This window comes from Bacillus sp. EB V-12 (assembly GCF_056158125.1).
Genome location: NZ_JBUXJL010000025.1, coordinates 21,522 through 28,065, shown reverse-complemented (window position 1 = coordinate 28,065; position 6,544 = coordinate 21,522). Strand labels below are relative to the sequence as shown.

Below are 6,544 nucleotides of genomic sequence, written 5' to 3'. Positions count from 1 at the left end.
GGTTCGTTGTACAAAGCCAACATCTCTAGCAAGATCCCGTAAGACATTTGGAGATAGGGCACTTTGAATCTCTTAAGCAAATTGTTGTAATTCGTTAGAAACAGACATAAAAAACGCCATCCTTTCCTATGATTCTACAGAAAGAATAGCGTATCTTTTCATTTTAGGGGGATTTTATTTTGTTAGCTTGATAGCGATGTGGTACTACCTCATGCCCATCAGGCTTAAGATCTTGAAGGTACCCCAAAACGAAAAAGTTACTTATCTGCATCAGCTCATTCTATACATCTAGCGGTTTATTCTTTGATAGTTGTTGTACTTCTGTTTGAATATAAATAAAGTAAGTCCCACTTATCCAAAAACACCCCTGATTTCCATTATGTATAGGAAATTAAGGGCATTTTTCAGTATATAGAACTTCAACATTAATAATAAGTCTTCTTTTAAAATATAGATGGTTAAACAGCTGAAAAAACTTCGATTGTTATATTGTCCCTTATTTCTTAAATAAAGGTGCTATTTTATCAATTTGATTTGTCCAAATTCCACCTGTATAATCGTCAGGAAGGCGTTTTATATCTTCAGATGAGTCAAATCCACTTGAAAACCCAAACCCATTTCCTCCTACAATGATAACCCGAGTATCTGCTTTATCCATTCGATTAAGAAAACGATTTGGCCATCCCCAAAGCCAAGGAGCTACTTTGTCTGGTATATGTAATTCTCCATGCATCAGGCTTGAAGGTATGTAGCCAGTCCACCCTAATGCCATATAAGTAATAAGATCTTTTTTCATGGTCGCTTTTGACATTATTCGTAAACTAGGGATGCGCTCTTTTATCGCAGCAATTGGTTTATCGCCACCATATACAGTTAGTTGATCAAGGCGCTTCGCTGGTAATTTCTTGAGGTAAGTAGCCAATTGGATTCCTTCATTTTCATCATCACTTTTAATATGAATAAGAAAAGAACGGTCTGGAAAATGGTTAAGTACTTCATCCAGTGTTGGCATAAGATTAATCCCTTTTCCACGAAACGGGAATGTTTTACCTCCATCAGCTGTATAACCGTAACCAATATCAAGTGCTTGTAATTCTTTTGTTGTAAAATCTCTTGTAACGCCTTTACCATTAGTACGGCAATCAAGCTTCCAGTCATGAAAAATAACAAAATTATTATCTTTAGTTGGTTGAACATCAAACTCTACTAGATCAGCTCCAGCTTGAAATGCCGCTTCCATAGATGGAATTGTATTTTCTAAATAAGAATGTTCAGGTTTATTTATACGTTCTGCTGTACATGTATCACTCTCAATCTCTTCCATGCTAAATGTTTGCGAAAGTCCTCGATGAGCAAGAAGAAGAGGAGTTCCATCGTCCCTCTTAGCAAAAAAAGAACTGTTATTTACATAAACAAATACGAATAGGATAAGAATTATCCAAGTCGTTTTACGTTTCAATAACCTTTTTAGTTTGTTCATTGTATGCTCCTCTTAAATTTTGGTTGAAATGCATTAAACAATTTTCGGCATTTAAATACTGGTAAATATTAAAGCCTATTTTATTTTTTCGCAATGGATATAATTGTTAATTAAAGGCTGGTACTATGATATAAAACGGGAGCAATAGAAATCAATTTAATAACCACTCAACCTTCAATAAGAGTAGTTTTGAAAGATTTCTATGAGAATTTAATATAAATGGGTATTTGTAATATACTATTATTTAAGAATCAATTTACTATATGTATATAATTATCTGACAGCATCTTAATCACCTTATTGAAGGATTAGAGGCCGTCTAAATAAAACTGGATAATAAATTAACATCATACCTACAAATGAGCAAACCAAATAAAAAATAGCCTCGTATTTTATTACTAGAGAAATATTATTATCAATCTTTTTTTCATCTCTTTTATATAACACTTTGAATAATACTCTATATAATAAATATCCAATAATTGCTCCCAGGGTGTTCATAGATAAATCATCAATATCTGTAATTCTATTATCTAGCAATTGACCTAACTCAATAGCTAATGAAAACCCGAATCCAGCATAGGCAGTACTTTTCATTCTTCTAAACTGCGGCCAAATAGTCGGCAATAAAAAACCTAATGGCATAAACAGTAAAATGTTTAAGACATAAGTAGTCATACCTTCAGAAGCAAATGGAATTAAGTTAATTTGATTTGCACGAATTAATGTTTCGTATCTACCTATGTCCCATATAGTCCCTATCTGCGTCACCTTATACACTAGTGAAAGGTAGAATAGAAAAACATACACCCATAGAAAATGCTGAATAGATATATTTTTTTTCGTTTTAAAATAAAATCCAATTTGAAACATTATACAAAAAATAATAGTAAAAAAATAAGTATATAAATAATTAATCAAAACTCCTGAATGCATTTAAAATCTCCTAACTTTACATTGTAATCTATAACTTTGTCATTTTAGAATATAATTCAAGAACGGGTGGTCATAATCACCCCCCATATCTTTTACAGGTATTTCAACATCAATTTTCTTGCTTTGAAAAAAGGGATAATATGAAATCTTATATTTTCCCCCTCAATACTTGCTGAAATGCTCTCTTCTTCTTTTAAATAATCCAGGTATTCTTCCAAGGCTAAATTCATTTTTTGCATAATCGTACTGTGAGGCAAACCGACATAGCGAATATGCCAAGGTTCATATTGAATACCTGTAACATCCGTTTTATCCTAGGGATAGCGTAAGATAAAGCCGTATTTCCAAGCATTTTTTTCTATCCACTTCCCTTCAGGTGCTCGTTCCATTTGCGTTAAGCCTGATTCTACATCAAGTGATAAACCTGAATTATGTTCACTATAACCTGCTGGTAAGGCATAATCAGCCTCCATCTCATGGTAAAGTCCACTTTGCTCATCAAAGTCACAATAACCACTATTAATTAAAAATTGATTAACGCCTTCCTTTACAACATTATTAATCATCTCTAAAAATTTTTTTGCTATTTCTTTTGCTAAATAAATATTTGTATTAAGCAACCCTTATCCGTTTATCAATTCATTATGTTTAGATAAATTTACGATATCTGATTTCACACTCTCTTGGCGCATAGGATATTTACTGTTAATTAAGAGCAGATTCCCTTAATAGATGTGTTCTTTTACAATCTCTTTCTTTTGAATAATTGAGGTAGTCCCTGTATTATCTATGTTATCTTTGTGATTTTGATCATATTTTTGAACCTCTACTTTATTCTGCAAAAACAGTGCTTTATTCATGAAAGCAAAACCTAAGAAAAATAACAATAAAAAAACACCACTTCTTCATTTTCAGCTTCCTCCTTAGGTAAATGACTTGATGATAATGTCACGCTGATTCAAACGCTGAAGATTTCGGATATGAAACTCTTAACGATTACTTTCTGCAAAGCGATGCTATATGCGGATGCTCTGCTCAATGGTGTGTTGAGGAACATCCAAAACAGCCTATTGCTCATTTGACACAATTCGCTAAAAGGAAAAAAATATTTATGTCACTCTTTCTCTAAACATGTGAGCTATTTTAATCACGCATAAATTATCATATCTTTCTTTGACGAAACAAAAAAGCTCGTTCTTATGGTTTAAGTCTACCGCATAAGAACGAGCCATTTTTTAATATTAAATTGTTAATTTCCTAAGAAAAAGTAGAGATGACCTTAAGATTTTCTTAAGAAACAGTGATTATTTTCTAAGAATTCCCTTTATCAACCAAGCCTTGGAAGGCTGGAAGCTCTACCGTGAACGTCGTAGAGTTATCATTACTTTCCGCGTAAATTTGTCCGCCATGCTGAACAATGATTTCTTTTGCAATCGCCAATCCAAGTCCCGCGCCGCCCGTATCAGAAGAACGGGCATCATCCAATCTGTAAAACTTTTCAAATATGGTAGCGAGTTTATCTTTCGGGATGTTTCCGACGTTCTCGAAAACGATGGATACCACATCCTCGGAGAGGCCCGCCGTAATGTCAATAACGCTGTCGTCTTCGCTGTATGCAGCGGCGTTTTTCAAAATATTGTTAAAGACCCTCGCTAGCTTATCGGGATCACCAAATACGGTCAAATCTTCGGAAGCATGGATAACCGCCTGTTTGCCCTTCGCGGCAAGCTGGGGATAAAATTCATCAGTCATTTGCACCAGCATATAGTATAGGTCTATGTGCTTTTTCGTGAGTGTAATCGTTTGAAGGTTATATCGCGTAATCTCAAAAAACTCGTCGATTAGCTGTTCCAGGCGATACGCTTTGTCTAACGTGATATGCACGTACTTTGCCTTTTGCTCTCTTGGCATGTCTGGTGCCTCGTCAAGCAGGATCAGATAACCGATAACTGATGTAAGAGGCGTTTTAATATCGTGTGCCAAGTACATAACAACTTCATTTTTCCTTTGTTCGGCCACCTTTGCATCATGCTCTCGCTTTTCAAGGGTTCGCTTTAATGTATTGAGCTTCTGTTCCATGAACTCCATTTCCGCAGAAAGCTCAATTTGTTTATCTTCGTTCTGAATAAGTATATCAATACTGGTATTTATCTCTTCAAAGTATTTTACAAATTTTAAAAGCAGAACACGGCATAGAATAAGAATACTAATGGCAACCGCCACATAAATAAAAATTTCTATATTGTTCCGTATAGTATACTGATATATTATCATTGCGTCCCAACGCTCTAAATGATAACTGTTTTCCAAAAAACGTACGATCCACTCCCCCAGTTTCCCTTGGATAAATAGACGCACAAACAGCACAAATACAACTGCTGCCATGACAATCGTAAGGATATATTGGTAGAGTTTTCGTTTTAATTTTGAATAATCGATTTTTTTATTCTTATTTTTCAATTTTATAGCCAATCCCCCATACCGTTTTTATATACTTCGGATTATCAACCGTGTCGTTCATCTTTTCTCGCAGATGTCGGATATGCACGGTGATAGTGTTATTGCTCTTGCTGAAATATTCGTCACCCCATATCTCATGAAACAGCTGCTCAGAGCTAACCACATTCCCCTTGTTTTCACAGAGGATACGCAGGATTGAAAACTCGGTGGGAGTGAGAGATAACGGCTTCTCGTTCAGAGAACACTCATGCGTGCTTATATTAATGACAAGACCAGAGTGAACGATAACATTCTCGTTCTGTGCCGTTACTCCATTGTATTTTTTATATCGGCGTAACTGCGCCTTGACTCGCGCAATTAACTCTAGTGGGCGAAAGGGTTTTGTAATATAATCGTCCGCACCAAATGTTAGCCCTGTAATTTTATCTACTTCCGTATCTTTCGCCGTCAACATGATAATTGGATAGGTGTGCTTGTCCCTTATTTTTTGACAGATAGTGAGACCACTTACGTCGGGAAGCATGATATCCAATATTGCAAGGTCAAGCACATTCTTATCTATACATTCCAATGCTTCTTTTGCGGTATAGTATTTGAAAACCGTATAATTCTCGTTTTTCAAATATAGCTCAACCAAATCCGCAATTTCGCGTTCATCTTCCACAATAAGTACTTTATCACTCATGGTTACCAATCCTCCTCTATGGATGTGCTTTTTTTCAATTGGAATCTCTTCTGAATAACGAGCCTATCATACCTATTACACCAAGTAAAGTCATATTACTGTATACAGACACAGCCGGTTACACAAAATAGATTTTCGGATTTACTCATTTATTAGGATTTAATTTTACGCCAAGAATAAGAGATCCATCGGACTCAAAATTATTTACAATAGATAAAGCAAATGAGTATCCAAAACTAGAAGGAGGTCCCGTCCTATCCATATCAACCTAACAAAACAAAGTCCCTTCCTAAAATGAAAAAATATGCAAATCTTTCTGTAGAATTATAGGAAAGGATGGAGTTTTATTATGGATTTTCCGATTCTTGAAGAACTTCAACTAATTGCTGAAGAATTACAACGACATATGTCTTCCTATGTTCTAGAGCACTTAGCTAAAGAAATAGGATTTGTTCATCGAAAGAGTAAATATCAAGCAAAGGAATTAGTTGCTTTATGTGTAAGGCTTAGCCAACAGGTTGTAAGTACATCACTCACACAATTATGTAGCTGTCTTGAAGTATCTACAGGTGGTCTTATCAGCCATGAAGGGCTTAACCAACGATTTAATGCTTCCGCAGTACAAGTTTCTTGAACAAGTTCTAGCTAACCTTCTAACTCAAAGAATTCATTCAACACAAGAAATAATTCATCAATACACCACGACCTTTAAGCACATTCGGATTCTAGAGTCTACAACATTTCAGTTTCCAGATAAGTTTTCTTTACATTATCAAGGATCGGGGGGAAGTATCCATACGGCAGGAGTCAAAATTCAATTAGAGTATGACTTATTGAGTGGGAAGTTCCTGCACGTTTATGTAGGAGAAGGAAGAGAAAATGATAAAACCTTTGGTTCAACAAGCCTACAAACCATTCGACCAAAAAACTTGTATATAAGAGATTTAGGCTATTTTGAATTACATGATTTACAGAATATCTGA

At 35.1% G+C, this 6,544-nt stretch carries 4 protein-coding genes and 3 pseudogenes; 2 read left to right on the top strand and 5 right to left on the bottom strand.

What is annotated here, in order from left to right:
• Positions 1 to 496 precede the first annotated feature (496 nt).
• The 5 genes and pseudogenes from ACZDYH_RS29630 to vanR-A all read right to left on the bottom strand — a co-directional run bounded on the left by ACZDYH_RS29630 (position 497) and on the right by vanR-A (position 5,561).
• Entirely contained in the window at positions 497 to 1,480 is a 984-nt protein-coding gene (locus tag ACZDYH_RS29630; RefSeq protein WP_474887943.1) for a glycerophosphodiester phosphodiesterase family protein, read from the bottom strand.
• 297 nt (positions 1,481 to 1,777) lie between these two features.
• Entirely contained in the window at positions 1,778 to 2,416 is a 639-nt protein-coding gene (locus ACZDYH_RS29625) for a VanZ family protein (RefSeq protein WP_474887942.1), read from the bottom strand.
• Positions 2,417 to 2,521: 105 nt separating this feature from the next.
• Positions 2,522 to 3,276: pseudogene (vanY, locus tag ACZDYH_RS29620) on the bottom strand (VanY-A/VanY-F/VanY-M family D-Ala-D-Ala carboxypeptidase); the annotation flags it as partial.
• Between the two features lie 451 nt (positions 3,277 to 3,727).
• Positions 3,728 to 4,882, bottom strand: coding sequence for a vancomycin resistance histidine kinase VanS (gene vanS, locus ACZDYH_RS29615; protein WP_474887946.1), 1,155 nt, complete (start codon positions 4,880 to 4,882; stop codon positions 3,728 to 3,730).
• Positions 4,866 to 5,561, bottom strand: coding sequence for a vancomycin resistance response regulator transcription factor VanR-A (vanR-A, locus tag ACZDYH_RS29610; RefSeq protein WP_474887941.1), 696 nt, complete (start codon positions 5,559 to 5,561; stop codon positions 4,866 to 4,868). Before vanR-A ends, vanS begins: the two co-directional genes overlap by 17 nt.
• A 101-nt stretch (positions 5,562 to 5,662) precedes the next feature.
• On the opposite strand from vanR-A, the pseudogene ACZDYH_RS29605 reads away from it, so the two are divergent.
• A pseudogene (locus tag ACZDYH_RS29605) lies at positions 5,663 to 5,767 on the top strand (Tn3 family transposase); the annotation flags it as partial.
• Between the two features lie 143 nt (positions 5,768 to 5,910).
• A pseudogene (locus ACZDYH_RS29600) lies at positions 5,911 to 6,541 on the top strand (IS4 family transposase); the annotation flags it as partial.
• Between the last annotated feature and the right edge of the window lie 3 nt (positions 6,542 to 6,544).

What these genes read in the sequence shown, in the direction of transcription:
- ACZDYH_RS29625 (WP_474887942.1), bottom strand. Translation starts at nt 2,416, where the DNA reads ATGCATTCAGGAGTTTTGATTAATTATTTATATACTTATTTTTTTACT.
- ACZDYH_RS29630 (WP_474887943.1), bottom strand. Translation starts at nt 1,480, where the DNA reads ATGAACAAACTAAAAAGGTTATTGAAACGTAAAACGACTTGGATAATT.
- vanR-A (WP_474887941.1), bottom strand. Translation starts at nt 5,561, where the DNA reads ATGAGTGATAAAGTACTTATTGTGGAAGATGAACGCGAAATTGCGGAT.